Below are 16,982 nucleotides of genomic sequence, written 5' to 3'. Positions count from 1 at the left end.
TCACTCCTTCATAAAGTATATTACTTATAAAAACTGTTTTTTTCTTTTTTATATTATTTAGATAATCGTAATGTATCTCTTGCGATCATTACTTCTTCATTTGTAGGGATTAACAATATTTTAATTTTTGATGAGTCTTTAGAAATGATTTTCTCTTCTCCTCGAGTTAAGTTTTTCTCATAGTCTAACTCAACACCTAAAGCTTTTAATCTATCAACAATTAGTTTTCGAGTTTCTGAAGCATTTTCTCCGATTCCAGCAGTGAAACAAATAGCGTCACAACCCTCTAATGAGATATAATAAGCACCAATGTAATCTGCGATCATTTTAGCTTGTTTTTCAACTGCAAGAATTGATTTTTTATCTCCTCTTTCAACAGCTTCCCATAAATCTCTAGAATCACTAGATAATCCACTTAACCCTAAGTATCCAGATTTTTGATTTAATTCATGAATTACTTCATCTAAAGTTTTATTTTCTTTTTGAGAAATGAATTGTACGATAGCTGGATCGATATCACCACTACGAGTACCCATAGCGATACCTGCTAATGGAGTGAACCCCATTGATGTATCCATACTCTTACCATATTTAACAGCACATAAACTAGCACCATTACCTATATGACAAACAATGATTTTTGCTTCTTCAGGTTTTTTACCTAACATGTCTGCAGCACGTAAGCTTACATATTTATGACTTGTTCCGTGGAATCCATATTTTCTTACACCATATTTTGTATACCAATCATAAGGAACACTATACATATATTCAACAGGATCCATTGTTTGATGGAATGCTGTATCAAACACTGCAACAGTAGTAACGTTTGGTAAAGCTTCTTGGAATGCCTTGATTCCAGTTAAGTTAGCTGGATTATGTAGCGGTGCTAAGTCGCTAACATCTTCAATAGCCTTTATTACTTCAGCATTAATAACTACAGAGTCTTTAAATAATTCTCCACCATGTACAACACGATGTCCAACACCTTCAATTTCATTTAATGTTTTTAAAATATTTAATCCAACTAATTTTTCTAGTAGCATTTCTACAGCTACACTGTGAGTTGGAATTGAAGTAATCTCTTTGTTTCTTTCCCCGTTATACTTGATTGTAAAAATCGAATCATTTAACCCGATTCTTTCAACAACACCACTTGCTAATAAAGTTTCTTTTGGCATATCCAATAATTGAAACTTAAGTGATGAACTCCCTGCGTTTACAGCAATAATTTTCATACTATATCATCCTCTCTACTTACAAACCAATTATCTATTTTATTTATTGTTTCATTAAAATCATTTATATTATTAAAACTAGGCAAATCAACAAGTAAAAAATCTTTAGGTTTCTTAACATCTATACCTTTTTTACGTATAATTAGAATACTTTTAGGATTACTCTTAAATAAAGTTTCACTCAATTTTATTAACCCAAATATATATCCCTTTTTATCTATTTCCTTTTTAAAGATATCATTACCTTCTTTTTCAAAGAAATCATTCTCAATTACACTTACAAAATATCCACCATCACGAAGTGCATCCATATGATGATTGATTACTTGAAATGGAAAATAAGGTAGTTCTTCACTTATTGGCATATCGGTTAAGACTAAATCAAATCCTTTGTCTAAATATGTAAAGGTATTTTGATAAAACATCTCGTTTTCATAATCCATCAAATCTCCTAGGTTTCTGGCAAGATTACATTTAAGCAAATCATTATCAACACCATAAACTTTTGCATCTATTTCAATATGATTCAAAACAGTATAAACTAAATTTCCTGAACCTACTAAAGGATCTAGGATAGAAGTGATTTTATCTTTATACAATTTCTTAAGTATATATCCCACAAAAATACCTATAGTATCTGGAGTAATTAAACTATTAGAACTATATGTATGTTTATATCCTTTAAGCATACCTAATTGGATGGCTTTTCTTACTTCCTCACGAGAAAACTGAGTATCGACAATAGTGTTTTTTAACTCTGATATCTTTTTAATATCTTCTTCACTATATTCTTCTTCAAGCTCTCCATCGAGCAAATAATTAAAAGCTTCATTCATCCCTTCAATATATGGTTTCTCATAGTTATGATACAAAATATCTGAGACCATATCGAAATAATCATAAAACTTTTCTACTTTAATTTTACTTACCATTTTATCACCACAAAATCAATTATAAATCAACTACTTACCTTTGTCTAATACTAATCACAATTCTTGTCTAAAACTACTTATTTTGTTAAGATATCTTTAGGAGGTGTTATCCATGAATAAGATAATGATCAAATTAATCGATTCCTACAAAAAAAATACCAGTAATGCTAATCCCACATGCAGATACCATCCGTCATGTAGTAGTTACTCTAAACAGGCTTATCAGAAACATAATTTCTTCTATGCTTCTATCTTAAGCTTTTGGCGCATCTTACGATGTAATCCATTATCCAAAGGTGGATTCGACCCCGTACCAAAAACTAGAAAAGAAAGAGAACAAGAGAAAGATGAATTATCTTGATACTAAGTTACCCGCTAGTAATGATAAAGTTGAAGGACATGCTCAACAACTCTTATCTGAAATATAAAAAATCAGTTTTCACTGATTTTTTTTATTTGTCTAATATAATTTCATTAGCTTCATGTAATGCAAGTTTAACTCCAATTGGACCAAACATTTCATAAACCAATGTTGCTATTAATACAATTATTAGGATATAAGTACCAGGTTCACCAAAGTCGTTCTTAGCTTGGTAAGCCATCCCTAAAGCTACACCAGCTTGAGGTAATAAACAAATACCTAAATACTTTTTAACACTACGATGTGAATTCATTAGTTTCCCACCTAGATGAGCTCCATAAACTTTACCAATACTTCTTAATACGATATAAGCTGCTGTAATCCCAAATAACATACCGTAAGGTACATCTGTGTTGTGAGCGAATGCTACAACAAGTTCGCTACCAGCTAAAGTAAAGAAAGCAATTAAGATAGGGGCACTAAAAGATTCAACACTTAAGTTAACATCATGTGCTCTTACTCTACTTAATGAGTTAGTTAATACAACACCCATGATCATAGGAGTTAAAATTGGAGATAAATGAATTGGAAAATCGCCGATTGCTAAATGCATTTTTGCAAAAGCAACAGTAATAAACACAGCAAAAACACTAATACTTAAGAAAACTTCTTCTTTTTGAGAATCTCTACTTCTAATTTTCTTGATTAGTTTTGCAGCAATAAAACCTACTAAAGCTCCTATAACTGCTGAGAATAATAATTCTAACATAGGTCCTTCAAGCATTTTAACAACAGATAAATCTGCACCAGTGTTTAATGAATTAGCTACTGATAATAAAACACCGAATAAGATAATTCCCACTGCATCATCCATACCTACTAGAGGTAATAATATGTCAGTTAAAGGTCCTTTTGCTTTATATTTTCTTGTTAATAACATAATTGGTGCTGGAGCAGTCGCAGTTGCTATTGCACCTAAAACTAATGCGATAGGTAACGAAACTAATCCTGGCCAAATTAGATTTAGTGATAACAATCCTAAGATCGTTACACCTGCTGCTAATATAGCTTGGATAATTGTAATTACTACAACTTCTTTACCACTCTTTTTTAGTTTGTCAAACTCTAATTCTGTTCCTATACCAAATGCGATGAAACCTAAGGCTACACTTGATACAACTTCTAAACTCTCTACTGTTTCACCAAACCCAAAGGCCACAAGGACACCACCAATGATTACACCCATAATAATATAACCAGTAATGTGTGGTAGTTTGATTTTTTCAAACCATCTACCTGTATAAAGTCCTAGTAGTAAAACTAGTGCTAAAACTAATAATGCTTCATAAGTTAATCCTGATGAAGCTCCACTACTCAATAAATTTAATAACAACTTAGGTCACTTCTTTCATATTTATATATATACATATTCACGCAAGTAGAATTGTACTCCTATGAAATACTAAATGCAAGATAATTTATAAAAAAAAGACTCCTTATTTAGAAGTCTTTTGTTTATAAATTACATTTATTCCCAATCTCCAACGGCTGCATCAATTTCTCCAGCCTTACCTAGAGCGCTTTTAACAACAACCAATCCAAATACTTCGTAGATAACTGTTGCGGCCAAAACAATCGTCATTATCGCTGCACCTACTTCAGCGTGTGCTAATAAATCAGCTTCTTCAAATCTTAACTGAGTAGTTAAAGCCATATCGATAGCTACACCTGCTTGAGGGATTAACGTAAATCCTAAATACTTAACTACAGTTGGCGGTGCTTTTAAAGCCTTAGCACTCACATATGAACCAGTAACTTTACCGATAACACGTACAAATAGATAAATACCACCCATAAGTCCAATTTTAGCTAATAATGATAACTGTAGTTCTGCCCCTGCTATAGTGAAAAATGCTAGTAATATCGGGGCACTAAACAGATCGGTAGTTTGTGTTAATCTATGTTCATATCTTTCATCAATTGAATTTGTTAGGAAAACTCCAATTGTCATTGGTAATAATATTGCAGAAGCGTGTACTGCTTGTCCAATAGCTATACCAAGAAATACAAATCCTATAATAACCATCATTAGGAAACTATCACTTTCACGGTTATAAGCTTTGGCGATTTTAGTAACTATGAATCCAATTAAGGCTCCAAAACCTAAAGACATTGAAATCTCTAAGAAAGGATCTAACAACATATGTCCAATACTTACAGGTCCACTAATAAATGATGTACCTAAACTTAGCATTACTGCAAACAACATAATACCAATAGCATCATCTAATGCTACTAAAGGTAATAACACATCTGTAACAGGACCTTTAGTACGATAACTTTTTACTACTGCTACGATAGGTCCAGGAGCAGTTGCAGTTGCAATTGCACCTAAAATTAATGCATAAGTCCAAATATAATCTCCACCTGTAGCTGTTCTATAAGCATAGATTGCTAATGTAACCAATATAGCCGTTGTAAATGCTTGTACAACAGTTATAATCGTCACCTGTTTACCTGTTTTTTTAAGTTTACTAAACCTTAACTCAAGACCAATTGTATAACCAATAAAACCAATTGCGACTTGTCTAATAATGGTAAAAGATTCTACCATCTCATGAGATAACACTCGAAGAACACTTGGTCCAACGATGATCCCAATAAGTATATATCCTGTAACACGTGGGAACTTAATTAAACTTATTAATTTCCCTCCAACTAAACCAAATATGATTAATGCAGCGACACCAAATAATGGATTTTCATATAAGTGAATCGTTGCATTTTCTACCCAAGCAATTATACTCTCAAAGAATGTTAAATCTCCTTCAACCGAAGAAGAAAGTAGCAGTGAAATCACAATCGTAATTTCCTTTTCTTATTGTTCTGCATGTATTCTAAGAATTCTTCTTTGACGATTGCTCTTGAGAAATAATCACCTGTTGCCATGTTAACACCTAGTTCCTTAACTAGTTTTAAGTCTTTTTTATTTCTAATGCCTGTTGAAACGACAGATAATTGAAACTTCTTACTTATGTCTACAAAAAATTCATAGACACTCTTCATATTAGTGTACTCTTCGCTGTTATTAACTTCTAATAATAACTTTTCGGATAACTTAAGAACGTCTACTTTGAGATCAGCAAGATATGTTAATGACGATGATGCATTCGAATAATCATCAAGGATAATAACAAATCCTAACTCATATAAGTTATGTACTTTTTGGTAAACATGTTTATCTCTAATATACGATTCTTTTATTTCGATAATCACGTCTTTTGCTGATATATCAAACTTTGTTAAGATTTGAATTATTGTATCAATTTCTACAGTAATTAAAGTGTATTCAGAAAGGTTAACCCCTGCTTTAAATCTCTTAGATAATTTGATTGTTTTATCATCAGATAACTGACGATAAAACTCCATCGCTTGTTCAAATACCCACATCTCTAATTCATATATAATTCCAGTCCACTGAGCTATTTCTAGAAACTCATAAGGTTTCAGAGTTCTTCCATTTAAATCCCATCTTGAAACTGCTTCAAAACCAATTATTTCATTAGTAAAAGTATCAACAAAAGGACGATACTTTGGATAGAATTGCTTCTTGCGCATAGCATAATAAATATTGTTTTCTATCTCCTGAATAACTTCATATCTTTTCTTATGTTTTTGGTGAGCATAAATAAGTGTATTTCTACCAAGGTTTTTAGATAAATCAACAGTAATTCTAAGTAGATTTACAATTTGCTTTAAATTATCTCCTTTGAAATCATCATAATCTGCGACACAAACACTCGCATTGATTACATACTGAATGTGATGATGTTTAAAAGGTTGTTTCAGGATACGTTGTAATTCAGAGTGTTCACAAAATACACTTCTGTCAGTTACTAATAAGAACTGATCATTTCCAACACGGTAAACATCAGATTTACCACAATAATTACGTAAAGTATCAGCCACACCTTTCAGCATATCATCAACTGTATCTACCCCAAATATTATATTCATTTTATTAAAATCATCAATATCTACATAAATAAAGTGGAGGCCATCTAAATCTCTTTTACCAAAATCATGGAATAACCCTTTTAAATCTCTTAATCCAGTTAAATTATCAATAAACTGCTTCTCTGTATTTTTAAGCATCGTTTCCATTTAATCACCTCTCCTATTAACATTATATCAAAAAAAAGCGTTTTCACAATAACATAAAGCATGAGTGCCAACCAAAAGGCTCGAATCAAAAAAAAGACAACCTAAGTTGTCCTTGATTTCAAATGGTGCGGGTGACAGGAATTGAACCTGCACTCCTAAGAACTAGAGCCTAAATCTAGCGCGTCTGCCAGTTCCGCCACACCCGCACATATGGCTGGGCTAGATGGATTCGAACCATCGATCCCGGAGTCAAAGTCCGGTGCCTTAACCACTTGGCCATAGCCCAAAATGGGGCGACTGATGGGGATCGAACCCACGAGTGCCGGCGCCACAAGCCGGTGTGTTAACCACTTCACCACAATCGCCATAACCTACTCTTTTCAAAAAAGAGACTATATACATTCTATTCAAATCAATAGTGATTGTCAAGTAATTTCACATTTTTCTTTACCACAATCACCAATAATTATTTACATTTTTGATTCATTTAACCTTTAAAAACTTTTTTATATATTTCTTCAACGCTTATTGCGTAATTTTTAGCAGAAAACTTTTGAACTGTAGCACACGATTTTTCAATAAAATATGCTTGTAGTTTTTTATCTTTAATAATTTTATCTGCTAACACACTAAACTCATTATCATCCGTAAATGAATACCCATTCTCTCCGTTCAATATAATTCCTTCTAAGTTAGAGTCATATTTTACTAAAAGTGGAACACAACTTGCTAATGCTTCATAATATGTTAATCCTTGTGTTTCAGACATACTGAAATTTACAAACAAATCAGCTAATTGGTAGTAAATACCTATTTCTAAGGGATCAATCATTCCAGTAAATATTACTTTATCTTCAATACCTAACTTAATTGAAACACTTCTGAAAAACTCTAAATCTGGTCCTCCGCCTACTATTACTAGTTTAGCTTTTGGATTTTTGACTTTAGCAAATTCTATAATTAACTCTTCAATAGACTTTTCTCGTGATATTCTTCCTAAAAACAACATAACATATTCATCATGTCTTATCCCAAGTTTTTCTTTAAGTTGAATAATCTCATTTTGTGGAAAACTATTCTTATCAAATCTCTCTAAATAAATTCCTGAAGGAATAATGTAAGATTTCTTTTTATATCCATAATCATCAAATGTTCTTTTTACTTTGATAGTAGGGAATATTACAACGTCAGCACTATCAGCAAATCTACGACTATATATTTTTGATATAAAACGTAAAGGTCTTCTAAAAAGTTTTGAAATAAAATGAATGTATTCTACATACATTGTATGATAAGTATGAACAACAGGCAAATTATATCTTCTAGCTACTTTACGTCCTAATCTACCCATAGTAAATTCAGTATGACAATGAACAATATCTAAATTCAATGTACCAATATCTTTAACTTTATTTTTCGTTACACGACCAACACGAAACTCTCCCATTTCTTTCATAGGTAGTTTGCGTCCACCAGTTCTAACGACATTTCTCTCTTCTTCTGCATTATCGTGATTGTTAGATATAATAAAAACTTCATGCCCTAACTTCTCTAATTCATCCCTTAGTGTTCTTACTGAAATAGTAACACCACTAATTATTGGGAAATATGCATCAGTAAATAAACCAATTCTCATAATACTCACCAAATCCTAAACGTTATATTCTTTGTTCTTAAATAATTTATAATAAACACTAAAGAAACCAAGTGCTGCTAATGAGTGCATAAATACAAATAGTATACTCGGTATATTACCAAGTACCACTTTTACAATACTCTGATCTTTAACATAAAAGTAATCTACTAATACTTCTTCTCCATTAGAACTAGTAAGTACATTAGTCATAACATTGTTGATTGGAATAAACAATGTTAATATAGCAAACATCAAACCAGCAATAATAAAAGCATCTTTTTTACTTGGACGATACCCTTGATAAACAATTATGAAAAACGGAGCAATTGCTAACAGAAAATGATCAATAAAGAAAGTTTCTGTTAAATTAAATATGTTAATTATTTCTCCATTTGGATAAATTACGCCAGCTAAACCAGTTGCACCCCAGTAGAATAAAAATGACTCTACCCTTTTATCTTTAGTAACTAAGTAGTATAGAAGTACTAAAACACTTAATCTACACATGTAAAACGGTAAGTGTGACGCGTAACTAAAAGATGTTATCTTGAAGTTAAAAAACCATAAACTCCATGTTGTATCTTGCTCAAAAAAGATACCAGCATACCTAGCAACTTGTGTCCAGATAAGCAATACCATTGCAATATTCATAATTGTCTTTTTATGTTTTGTAATGAACTCTTTTCTATAAAAAATAGCCCCTATACTAAAGACAAATGCCAATACAACAAACAAATATGTTATATATGGATTTATAAAGTCAAATAATAACATACCGTCACCTCTCCAAGTTGCCTAATTATTATAACATAATGAAATATAAAAAAGTATGAATATTTAGTGATTTTTTATGTAAAGGTCTACATTCTTTTTTATATTAAGTTCATCAAAATACTTATCCTCTAAAGGTATCCATTCCTTTTTAAATCTCTCTAACATAAAGTCTCCACTACGCTCTTGGATACGATTGTACTGATGTTCTCTATCTATATCAAAATATACTTTAAAATCATAATATTTTTGAAATCTTGGATGCAGAGAATATACTCCTTCTACTATAATGATAGATTTCTTTTTTGCAGGTTGTCTCTTTTCTAACTCATTACTCATACAGTTAAAGAAATTTGATATTATCACCTCATCTTTAAGATGTTTAAAAACTTCCTCTTCCATTCTTTCATAATCAAGATTTCCTCCTGGTTGATTTAACCTATTCCTAGTTTTTCTCTCCATAGGAAGAAAATAATCATCTGTGTGAAATACAAGAACATCGAAATGTTCTTCTAGATATTTTGCTGTTGTACTTTTCCCAGACCCACTAGGACCATCTAAGGCAATAACTTTGTTCTTATTATTATTAATATACTCAATTAGTTTTTTCATATAATCACCTATATTGATTTTAACACAAAAAAATAATATTTTGATAATAAAGAACTTTTGATATAATGAAATCTAAAGGGTGATAATATGAGCAAAGTAGTAATATTAAGATGCAAAGAATATGATTTAGATAAAATATATCCAAAAATAAAATGGGCAATTAATGAATTAGGAGGAATAGAAAGCATTATTCCTAAAAGTAAGAAAGTGCTACTTAAACCCAATCTTGTGGTAGGTACAGATAAGAAAAATGCTGCTACAACCCACCCTGTCGTTTTTGAGGCTGTATTAAAACTCATGAAAGAAAATGACTATGACGTATTCTATGGTGATTCACCTGGAATCGGTAATCCAACAAAAGTAGCTGCCAAATGCGGAATCAAAGAAGTAGCTGACAAATACAATACACCAATCGGAGATTTTGCATCTGGAAAAACTGTTGAATTAGAAGGACATGCTACAAACTCTCTCGAAATTGCAAATGCTGTATTTGAAGCAGATGCAATTATTAATCTTCCCAAAATGAAATCACATGCTCTTCAGCGAATAACTGGAGCTGTAAAAAATCCATTTGGGACTGTAGTAGGTTTCAACAAAGCTAAAATGCATGCTAGATTCCAAAATGCATATAACTTTGCAGAAATGCTTATCGATTTAGATTTATATCTTAAAATCGATTTACATATCTTAGATGGTATAATCGCAATGGAAGGAAATGGACCTAGAAACGGAACACCTACCCCAATGAATACTATTATAATATCAAAAGATCCAGTTGCTTTGGATGCGGTTTTCTGTAAAATGATTGATTTAGATCCAACAAGGTTACCTACCATGACATATGGACAAGAATATGGTCTTGGTAGTTATGAAGATATCGAAATAATTGGCGAAGAAATAAATTCCTTTATCAACAAAGAATTTGATATTCCTCGAGATAAAGTAAAACACACTGAAAAAACTCCATTCGGGTTACTAAATAAGCATGTACTTAGAAAGCCTTATATTAAGGAAATAGATTGCAAAAAGTGTGGTATATGTGTCGATGTTTGCCCATTAGATGATAAAGCATTAACTTTCAATAATGATGATAAATCGGTACCACCTGTTTATGATTACTCAAAATGTATTAGATGTTATTGTTGCCAAGAAATGTGTCCCTATAGTGCCATTCAAACAAAAACTCCATTTATTGGTAAAGTAATATATGGTCTTAAATTACTAAAATAAATAAAAAAAAGGTAGAAATTAGTCTACTTTTTTTTATATTTTCAATAGTTTCAAGTTACCTAATACTTTTCTAATTCCTTCAAACAATTGATCAAAACTAAAATCAATTGTGAATAAATAATCTTTGATTTCTTTATCATTTAATAGGTTATCAAATATTTCCTTACTATCCAATTCATAGTCTGAAGCATCAATTACCAATACATACTCACTACAAAATCTACTAGCGTATTCGGCATTCATATAAGAGGAACTAATGTTTCTTTTTTGAGGAATGCATACAATATAATCGTACCCATCTCTTTTTAAACTCTTATACAAATCCCTATAGATACCAGGTGTAGGCTCTATATACTGCTTAATTTCTTGCTTCTGAATTTTTTCAAGTAATCTTATATTTTCAATATTTCCTAATTCTCCTGTTTGATCATAACCTTTAAACGGTATAGAATAAACGTTTTCTAAAGCAATGGTTGATGGAGATAAGTCTATAGATCCATCAACTATGTATGCTATTTTCATAAAAAATACCTCCCACGAACTTATATGAAAGTTCACTCATATATAATAACATAATAAAATTTTTTGTCAAAAAAAAGGTGAGAAACTAAGTTTCCACCTATTTTATCCATGCAACTCCAACTGTATTAGGTCCTGTATGAACACCAATTACTGGAGATAACTCATCAATTTCAATTATTTTATCTGGATGAATTACTTCGATAGCCTCTTTTACTCTTATTGCATTCTCAATCCCATTTGCATGGGCAATCATGATTCGAGAGGAATCGTTTAACTCTCTATCACCTAGAATAGAAACTACTTCTAAATATGCTCTATTCAAAGTTCTAACTTTTTTTCTTAAGTTTATATATCCTTCTTCAAAAGTTAAAATTGGTTTGATTTTTAGTAATGCCCCAACAATAGCTCCCATATTATTTACACGCCCAGTACGTCCTAAATGGCGTAGATTATCAACAACTAAGTAGATTTCACTGTTCTTTCTCATTTTTTTAAGTTTCTTAATAATGCTATCTACATGCGTTCCTTCTTTAGCCATTTTTAAAGCTTCTTCCACATACATTTTTTGTATTACTGCTGTATGTAAACTATCAAAAACTTCAATTTTCTTATCTTTTAATTGGTTAGCCGCAAGTAGCCCTGTATTATAAGTACCACTAATATTAGAGCTAATTGTGATATATAATATTTCATCATATTCTTTTACCAACTCATTAAACAATTCTAAAACAGCACCAACACTTGGTTGGCTAGTAGTAGGTAGAATTCGTATATTTGATATCTTAGTAAAGAATTCCTCACTAGTTAAATCGATACCATCACGGTATACTTCTTCTTCCCCAAATAGAATCTGTAAAGGAACAGTGTATAAATCTTTTTCGTTTTCAATAAACTTATTTCCCATTACAGCAGTGCTATCTGTAACGATTGCTATTTTTCTCATATAATCACCTATATTTCTATTCTTGATTATATAGGAAATTTTTACCCATTACAATACATAACGTGATAGAGTAATTTAAAAAAAAGACACTTTTAAAGTGTCTTTTTATTCTACAAAATAGCTAATTCCATATCCTTTTTTTCCAACATGAATACTAAATACTGGTCCGAGATATTCAGAAAAAATAATTTTACACCCAGGATATTCTTCTTCAAACAGTTCTCTTACTTGTTTTGCAGTTTCAAGTGAGTGTTGGCTTAAAACGTAAAATGTAATTTTTTTATGATCAATTAATGACTTATTAATATGTTCCATGAAATACCTGAAGATTTTTTTGTGGGTTCTTTCACTCTTGACAAGTTGAAGTTTACCATCAATTACTTTGATAATTGGTTTAATTCGAAGAACTGTTCCAATTGTAGCTCTTGCTACACTTAAACGTCCTCCTTTTACTAAAGAGAATAGATTTTGCACTGAGAACATTTGCACTGAGGTTCCTATAATTCTTGTTATTCTTTCAACAATTACTTCTTCAGTTTTATTCTCATTTACCATTTCTATTAACTCAAGCGTAATCATCGCAGTTCCATAGGCGCAAAGCATAGTGTCAAACAAATGCACTTTTGTTGAATCACCTAACATTTTTTTTGCTAGCAATGCACTTTGATAAGTACCTGAAATATTTTTTGATAATAAAACACAGAAAATTTTATCGTAACCTTCACTAATCATTCTTTCAAATATTTCTAAGAATTCACCTGGTGAGGGTTGGCTTGTTTTCCAGTGTGCTCCCTTATCTTGCATGTCCCAAACAAACTTATTATCAATATCTAGTTCCTTATAAGAATCCACACCATTAATAACATTTAAAGATGCAACACCAATGTTGTTATCATCTATCAGTTCTTGTGATAGATAAACAGTACTATCAATTACAATTCCGATTTTTCCCATCATTGCTCCTTTTATTCAACACACCAAGAAATACCATATCCTACAGATCCAAGATGCAGACTAAAGATAGGTCCTAGGTACTCGTTGAAAGATAATTTTATATTATTAAATGTTTCATTGATTTTTGCTTCTAAAGCTTTTGCTTGTTCAATAGAATTGTGACTAAGAATTCTAACATAAATAGTCTTAGCCCCTTTGGTAGTTTCCTTCATATTATTAATAATATTCGTAATCACTTTCTTGTGAGTTCTTTCAGATTTAAACAAATCTAGTTTCCCATCAATCATACGAATTAAAGGTTTTACCCTTAAAACAGTACCAATTAAAGCTTTTGCTCTTGATAATCTTCCACTACGTGCTATGTAATGAAGATTTTCAAGTGTAAATATCAAATTAGATTTACTATTCAATTTAGTAATAAATTCAATAATCTCTTTTTCTTCTTTACCTTCATTAATCAGTCTTTGAATTTCAAGAACCAACATTTCGTTACCAAAAGCTGCCATTTGTGATTTGAAAATATGAACTTTATTTGGATTATCTAACATTGTTCTTGCTAAAGTAGCACTTTGATAAGTACCACTTAATGGTTCTGCTAAAGTAACAACAAAAATCTTTTCAACACCTTCACTTAACAATTCCTCATAAATATCAAAGAATTCTCCTGGTGAAGGTTGGCTTGTAGTTAAGTGATGTCCATTATCTAATCTTTCGAAAACAAATTTCTTATCCACACTTAACTCTTTAAATGATTCATCTTTATCAATAATGTTTAAACTTGCTCGTTTTATCCCATAACTTTTGAATTCCTCTTCAGACAAATAAACCGTACTATCAACTACTATTCTATAATTCATAATAAGCCTCCTTCAACTTAAAATCATTAATACACAAACGAAGTGAAAAACACTTCCGCCTAAAACAAAGAGATGCCATACAAAGTGTGCATATTTAAATCTAGATACATAAAAAGCAACACCTAATGTATAACTGATTCCTCCTAATAAAAGATATAAGAAACAATCACCAATACCATCAATAACATCGTTATATACAAAAATAATACTCCAACCCATTAATAGATAAATTGATAAATGAACATATTTAAATTTATCTATCCATATCGCTTTAAAAACAATCCCAACAATAGTTATAGCCCAAAGTATTCCCAGTAGGATATATCCTGTTAGATTATCAACAACTAAGATTAAGAATGGTGTATATGTTCCAGATATTAATAAAAAGATACTTGAATGATCTAATCTTTGAAAAACGGTAAATACTCTTGTCATCTTTTCGGGAAAAGAATGAAACAAAGTACTACTTAAATAAAGCATAATTAGTGATAAACCAAATACTATACTTGATAAAATTTCTGGTGTTGTATCACTTTTTATAATCAGTATAACTAGAGCAGTTATTGCGAATATAACGCCTACTCCATGAGAAATTGCGTTAGCTATTAACTCTCCTAAAGATGTTTTTTTCATGATGTTTCTCCCTCTCCAGTTTACTCGAAATAATTACTATGCGTAATTACTATATCTCACATAATAATTTATCAAAAATTACTCTATCTGTCAAGGTAATCAAAGGAAATAAAAAAAAGCCTCAACATATATGAGACTTATTCAAAGAAATGTTTCAAATGTGGTACATTTTTCTTTTTAAATTGATATTTTGGATCTTTTAGTAAATCACCAATAAATGTATTAATTCGGCGTAGTTTACCATTATCACTTAATATTGGATTATCATTCATCATTCTAACAAATGTGTGATTCCATAATTGATAATCCTCGAATTTTCCAAATGATTTAACACTCTTATTCTTTATACTCCAAGGTTTTAACCCAGCAAAGTGAATACCGTATAAAACATCTATTTTAGGATAACCATTAAATGAAGAGTATTTTAAATCAATATTAGTCCATTCGCCACTACACTTACCTGTAATGTACTGCATTTCAGGCCAGTTATAAGAAGATATTCTATCTTGAACTTCAGTTTGAAGTAAATCGTCCATAATTGAATCATACAATTCCATTGTAGGCTCAAATAGACATATAGAAGTGTTAATCCCTAAATTAGTTGGATCAGTTAGCACTCTATCAGTCATTATTTTCGGTACTAACGTTCCATGTGGAACATCCTTATAAATATCATGCCAGTTCCAAGTTCCTGTTTTTTCTACACTTTCAGGAATAATATACTTCCCATCAACAAACTCTAAGCAATGTTCTTTTCTCTCATTAATAATACCCGCTGGAGCTCTTAAATTAAATAATTCGTCAAATCCTCTTAATGGTAAGTGATCACAGTCTGCTAAGATGATTTTATCATAAGCTTTTCCTAAGTCACCATCTTTACCTAATCTAAAAGTATTAAACCGCGAAAACAAGAAAGGTCTATCCTGTCTTTCGTGTCTTCGATCATGAGCAACATATAGTTCATCAATTACTAATACGTCATCATATATAACTTTTAACGCTTTGATCGCTCTTTCTGAGATATTCTCTGATACTATACAAATAAGATCATTTACAGTATTTTGTAATCTTAAAGCATAACCAAAAACAAGTGCTCCTGGCATATAAGAATCATTTCTAATTATAAATGTAACATAAGCGTTTTTACCCATCAAATCACCTTTAACTTTTCATACTATGTTATGTTATACTATATTATACAATACATCTTAGAAAATGTGGTGATATTATGGATAAAAGAGAATCATATATTAAACTTAAGAAACAAGAAGCAGATGAACAAGGAGTTTTATGCCTTTGTAAGCAAGTAACAGAAAGAAAAATTAGAAAAGTTGTTAGAGAAGGACGAAGACGCTTTGTATCTGTAAAACAAGCGACAGAAGCAGGAAGCGGATGTGGCCTTTGTCAACCACTTGTAGAAGATGTAATAAAAGATGAATTAGGTAAAAGAAGATAATAAAAACGAGCAGAATATCTGCTCGTTTTTTTATAGTTTATTATATACTTTATTAACAAATGATAAGACTTCATTATTACTAAATGCAGTTAACTCATCAATAACCTTTTGATAACTACTTACTAAATCTTCACATTTTAATCCAGAAAGGTTTATCTTCATGTTCATCACTGCTCCAATAATTGTAGTGTGTAATAATAATGCACTTACACCTAAATCACTTAAACAATTTTGATTACCATATGTGAACAATTGCTCTAAGGCTGGTAGAATTGATTTTCCATTTTCAGCAACTTCTCGAGGTACTTCAATTGCAATAATTGTTGCTTCTTCTATTTTATCAGCTCTTATTTTTTTATCTTCATCTGTTTCCTTAGGAAGTTTGAAAGCAGCCATAATCATATTGAATGCTTCTGTGTCTTTATCGATTAACTTTGCATATTCTTCCTTTTTTGATTCTAAAACAACCATTGCTTCTTTAACTTCTAGTTGGATTTTTTCATCTAAAGCTCTAAATTTCTTTTTACCAATTGTTAAATGTGAAACCATGTTTGCTAGTGCACTTGATAAACTTCCAGAAAGAGCAGCAACGCTTCCTCCTCCAGGAGCTGGACTTTTTGAATCTACTACATTGATAAATTCATTTACTTTTAATTCTATTAATTTCATATTA

18 protein-coding genes and 3 tRNA genes are annotated in these 16,982 nt (G+C 30.9%); 3 read left to right on the top strand and 18 right to left on the bottom strand.

Going from position 1 to position 16,982, the window contains the following annotated elements; all coding sequences use genetic code 11:
- Positions 1-53: 53 nt before the first annotated feature.
- Together KQ51_RS02755 and KQ51_RS02750 are read right to left on the bottom strand one after the other, a co-directional pair.
- Positions 54-1,238 carry an acetate/propionate family kinase gene (locus KQ51_RS02755; RefSeq protein WP_038468617.1) on the bottom strand — a complete coding sequence of 395 codons (1,185 nt, stop codon included), beginning with the start codon at positions 1,236-1,238 and terminating at the stop codon, positions 54-56.
- Positions 1,235-2,170 carry a class I SAM-dependent methyltransferase gene (locus KQ51_RS02750; RefSeq protein WP_038468614.1) on the bottom strand — a complete coding sequence of 312 codons (936 nt, stop codon included), beginning with the start codon at positions 2,168-2,170 and terminating at the stop codon, positions 1,235-1,237. Before KQ51_RS02750 ends, KQ51_RS02755 begins: the two co-directional genes overlap by 4 nt.
- Positions 2,171-2,282: 112 nt before the next feature.
- Here KQ51_RS02750 and yidD point away from each other — a divergent pair, with 112 nt between their 5' ends.
- On the top strand, positions 2,283-2,531 hold the full coding sequence (gene yidD, locus KQ51_RS02745; protein WP_038468612.1) for a membrane protein insertion efficiency factor YidD: 249 nt from the start codon (positions 2,283-2,285) through the stop codon (positions 2,529-2,531).
- A 91-nt stretch (positions 2,532-2,622) separates the two neighbouring features.
- On the opposite strand, the gene KQ51_RS02740 is transcribed toward yidD, so the two are convergent.
- The 9 genes from KQ51_RS02740 to KQ51_RS02700 form a co-directional block, all read right to left on the bottom strand.
- Positions 2,623-3,924: a cation:proton antiporter gene (locus KQ51_RS02740; RefSeq protein WP_038468609.1), complete on the bottom strand. Its 1,302-nt coding sequence runs from the start codon at positions 3,922-3,924 to the stop codon at positions 2,623-2,625.
- 135 nt (positions 3,925-4,059) lie between these two features.
- On the bottom strand, positions 4,060-5,391 hold the full coding sequence (locus KQ51_RS02735) for a cation:proton antiporter (protein WP_038468606.1): 1,332 nt from the start codon (positions 5,389-5,391) through the stop codon (positions 4,060-4,062).
- Positions 5,388-6,695 (bottom strand): GGDEF domain-containing protein, encoded by a 1,308-nt coding sequence (locus KQ51_RS02730; RefSeq protein ID WP_038468603.1) that lies wholly within the window; start codon positions 6,693-6,695, stop codon positions 5,388-5,390. The genes KQ51_RS02735 and KQ51_RS02730 overlap by 4 nt, the downstream gene beginning before the upstream one ends.
- Positions 6,696-6,818: 123 nt before the next feature.
- Positions 6,819-6,901, bottom strand: a tRNA-Leu gene (locus tag KQ51_RS02725).
- A gap of 5 nt (positions 6,902-6,906) precedes the next feature.
- Positions 6,907-6,981 (bottom strand) — tRNA-Gln (locus KQ51_RS02720).
- Positions 6,982-6,984: 3 nt separating this feature from the next.
- Positions 6,985-7,060, bottom strand: a tRNA-His gene (locus KQ51_RS02715).
- A gap of 122 nt (positions 7,061-7,182) precedes the next feature.
- Complete coding sequence (locus KQ51_RS02710; RefSeq protein WP_038468600.1) at positions 7,183-8,331, bottom strand: glycosyltransferase; 1,149 nt, start codon at positions 8,329-8,331, stop codon at positions 7,183-7,185.
- A 15-nt stretch (positions 8,332-8,346) separates the two neighbouring features.
- On the bottom strand, positions 8,347-9,105 hold the full coding sequence (locus tag KQ51_RS02705; RefSeq protein ID WP_038468599.1) for a TMEM164 family acyltransferase: 759 nt from the start codon (positions 9,103-9,105) through the stop codon (positions 8,347-8,349).
- A gap of 63 nt (positions 9,106-9,168) precedes the next feature.
- A complete protein-coding gene (locus KQ51_RS02700; RefSeq protein ID WP_052609096.1) occupies positions 9,169-9,714 on the bottom strand; it encodes a uridine kinase family protein in 546 nt (181 codons plus the stop codon).
- 87 nt (positions 9,715-9,801) lie between these two features.
- Here KQ51_RS02700 and KQ51_RS02695 point away from each other — a divergent pair, with 87 nt between their 5' ends.
- Positions 9,802-10,944 (top strand): DUF362 domain-containing protein, encoded by a 1,143-nt coding sequence (locus tag KQ51_RS02695; RefSeq protein WP_038468592.1) that lies wholly within the window; start codon positions 9,802-9,804, stop codon positions 10,942-10,944.
- A 33-nt stretch (positions 10,945-10,977) separates the two neighbouring features.
- Here the strand turns inward: KQ51_RS02695 and KQ51_RS02690 are convergent, their stop codons facing one another.
- The 6 genes from KQ51_RS02690 to KQ51_RS02665 form a co-directional block, all read right to left on the bottom strand.
- Positions 10,978-11,466, bottom strand: a complete 489-nt coding sequence (locus KQ51_RS02690) for a DegV family protein (protein ID WP_038468589.1) — start codon at positions 11,464-11,466, stop codon at positions 10,978-10,980.
- Positions 11,467-11,563: 97 nt separating this feature from the next.
- Positions 11,564-12,409 carry a DegV family protein gene (locus KQ51_RS02685; protein ID WP_038468586.1) on the bottom strand — a complete coding sequence of 282 codons (846 nt, stop codon included), beginning with the start codon at positions 12,407-12,409 and terminating at the stop codon, positions 11,564-11,566.
- Positions 12,410-12,514: 105 nt separating this feature from the next.
- Positions 12,515-13,363: a DegV family protein gene (locus KQ51_RS02680; RefSeq protein WP_038468583.1), complete on the bottom strand. Its 849-nt coding sequence runs from the start codon at positions 13,361-13,363 to the stop codon at positions 12,515-12,517.
- Between the two features lie 11 nt (positions 13,364-13,374).
- The gene (locus KQ51_RS02675; protein ID WP_038468580.1) at positions 13,375-14,220 is read right to left on the bottom strand and encodes a DegV family protein; all 846 of its coding nucleotides are present in this window, start codon (positions 14,218-14,220) and stop codon (positions 13,375-13,377) included.
- Between the two features lie 12 nt (positions 14,221-14,232).
- Positions 14,233-14,853: a PAQR family membrane homeostasis protein TrhA gene (gene trhA, locus KQ51_RS02670; protein ID WP_038468577.1), complete on the bottom strand. Its 621-nt coding sequence runs from the start codon at positions 14,851-14,853 to the stop codon at positions 14,233-14,235.
- Positions 14,854-14,990: 137 nt separating this feature from the next.
- Positions 14,991-16,004 carry a hypothetical protein gene (locus KQ51_RS02665; protein WP_038468574.1) on the bottom strand — a complete coding sequence of 338 codons (1,014 nt, stop codon included), beginning with the start codon at positions 16,002-16,004 and terminating at the stop codon, positions 14,991-14,993.
- Between the two features lie 77 nt (positions 16,005-16,081).
- On the opposite strand from KQ51_RS02665, the gene KQ51_RS02660 reads away from it, so the two are divergent.
- The gene (locus tag KQ51_RS02660) at positions 16,082-16,309 is read left to right on the top strand and encodes a (2Fe-2S)-binding protein (protein ID WP_052609094.1); all 228 of its coding nucleotides are present in this window, start codon (positions 16,082-16,084) and stop codon (positions 16,307-16,309) included.
- A gap of 30 nt (positions 16,310-16,339) precedes the next feature.
- Here KQ51_RS02660 and KQ51_RS02655 read toward each other — a convergent pair whose 3' ends face one another.
- Positions 16,340-16,978 carry a cyclodeaminase/cyclohydrolase family protein gene (locus KQ51_RS02655; RefSeq protein WP_038468571.1) on the bottom strand — a complete coding sequence of 213 codons (639 nt, stop codon included), beginning with the start codon at positions 16,976-16,978 and terminating at the stop codon, positions 16,340-16,342.
- Positions 16,979-16,982 lie beyond the last annotated feature (4 nt).

This window comes from Candidatus Izimaplasma bacterium HR1 (assembly GCA_000755705.1).
Lineage (GTDB): Bacteria > Bacillota_I > Bacilli_A > Izemoplasmatales > Izemoplasmataceae > Xianfuyuplasma.
This window is presented reverse-complemented; position numbering and strand designations above follow the sequence as displayed.

Coding starts and splice junctions, on each gene's coding strand:
- KQ51_RS02755 (WP_038468617.1), bottom strand. CDS start 1,238: ATGAAAATTATTGCTGTAAACGCAGGGAGTTCATCACTTAAGTTTCAA.
- KQ51_RS02750 (WP_038468614.1), bottom strand. CDS start 2,170: ATGGTAAGTAAAATTAAAGTAGAAAAGTTTTATGATTATTTCGATATG.
- yidD (WP_038468612.1), top strand. CDS start 2,283: ATGAATAAGATAATGATCAAATTAATCGATTCCTACAAAAAAAATACC.
- KQ51_RS02730 (WP_038468603.1), bottom strand. CDS start 6,695: ATGGAAACGATGCTTAAAAATACAGAGAAGCAGTTTATTGATAATTTA.
- KQ51_RS02710 (WP_038468600.1), bottom strand. CDS start 8,331: ATGAGAATTGGTTTATTTACTGATGCATATTTCCCAATAATTAGTGGT.
- KQ51_RS02705 (WP_038468599.1), bottom strand. CDS start 9,105: ATGTTATTATTTGACTTTATAAATCCATATATAACATATTTGTTTGTT.
- KQ51_RS02700 (WP_052609096.1), bottom strand. CDS start 9,714: ATGAAAAAACTAATTGAGTATATTAATAATAATAAGAACAAAGTTATT.
- KQ51_RS02695 (WP_038468592.1), top strand. CDS start 9,802: ATGAGCAAAGTAGTAATATTAAGATGCAAAGAATATGATTTAGATAAA.
- KQ51_RS02690 (WP_038468589.1), bottom strand. CDS start 11,466: ATGAAAATAGCATACATAGTTGATGGATCTATAGACTTATCTCCATCA.
- KQ51_RS02685 (WP_038468586.1), bottom strand. CDS start 12,409: ATGAGAAAAATAGCAATCGTTACAGATAGCACTGCTGTAATGGGAAAT.
- KQ51_RS02680 (WP_038468583.1), bottom strand. CDS start 13,363: ATGGGAAAAATCGGAATTGTAATTGATAGTACTGTTTATCTATCACAA.
- KQ51_RS02675 (WP_038468580.1), bottom strand. CDS start 14,220: ATGAATTATAGAATAGTAGTTGATAGTACGGTTTATTTGTCTGAAGAG.
- trhA (WP_038468577.1), bottom strand. CDS start 14,853: ATGAAAAAAACATCTTTAGGAGAGTTAATAGCTAACGCAATTTCTCAT.
- KQ51_RS02665 (WP_038468574.1), bottom strand. CDS start 16,004: ATGGGTAAAAACGCTTATGTTACATTTATAATTAGAAATGATTCTTAT.
- KQ51_RS02660 (WP_052609094.1), top strand. CDS start 16,082: ATGGATAAAAGAGAATCATATATTAAACTTAAGAAACAAGAAGCAGAT.
- KQ51_RS02655 (WP_038468571.1), bottom strand. CDS start 16,978: ATGAAATTAATAGAATTAAAAGTAAATGAATTTATCAATGTAGTAGAT.